Source organism: Pseudoxanthomonas kalamensis DSM 18571 (assembly GCF_010211745.1).
Classification (GTDB): domain Bacteria; phylum Pseudomonadota; class Gammaproteobacteria; order Xanthomonadales; family Xanthomonadaceae; genus Pseudoxanthomonas_A; species Pseudoxanthomonas_A kalamensis.
In genome coordinates this window covers 1-572 of the sequence record NZ_PDWQ01000106.1, presented here as the reverse complement: position 1 = coordinate 572, position 572 = coordinate 1, and the positions used below count along the sequence as shown (strand labels likewise).

The following is a 572-nucleotide window of genomic DNA, read 5'->3' as shown; positions in this document are numbered from 1 at the left end:
GCTGATGAGCACCCTGGGCCTCATCTTCGGGGCCTGGGTGCTGCTGGGTCTGGCATTGCTGCTGGAACCGGAAGCGGCCGCGCGCGCGTTGCCGATTACTGCGCAGGCCATCCGCATCGCCGGCATCGTCCTGCTGGTCGGCTACGGCGCCATGCTGGTGCTGGTCGGCAAACAGGGCCGCGAGTTCGGCATCCGTACCCACCGGTTCTGGTTACCGGACCGCACCACGGGGTTGGGCGTCACTGCACTGAGCGTGGTGGAGCTGGGCCTGGCCGCGGCCGCGTTCTACGTACTGCTGCCACCGGAGCCCGGTACCGGCTACTTCGGCTTCATCGGCATCTGGCTGGTGGCCGTGGTGGCCGGACTGATCTCCACCGTGCCGGCCGGCCTGGGCGTGTTAGAGTGGAGCCTGCTCAAACTGCTGCCGCACGTGCCCCCCGCCGCGGTCCTGGCGGCGGCGCTGGCCTACCGCGTCGCGTATTACATCGTGCCACTGCTGATCTCGGTGGCCATGGCGGCCGCCTCCGGGCTGCGCGCGCCGGTACGCGTCGGCGCCAGCACTGCGCGTACCG

Annotated in this window: 1 pseudogene; it reads left to right on the top strand. The window is 70.3% G+C overall.

What is annotated here, in order from left to right:
- A pseudogene (locus CSC70_RS14250) lies at positions 1 to 572 on the top strand (bifunctional lysylphosphatidylglycerol flippase/synthetase MprF); the annotation flags it as partial.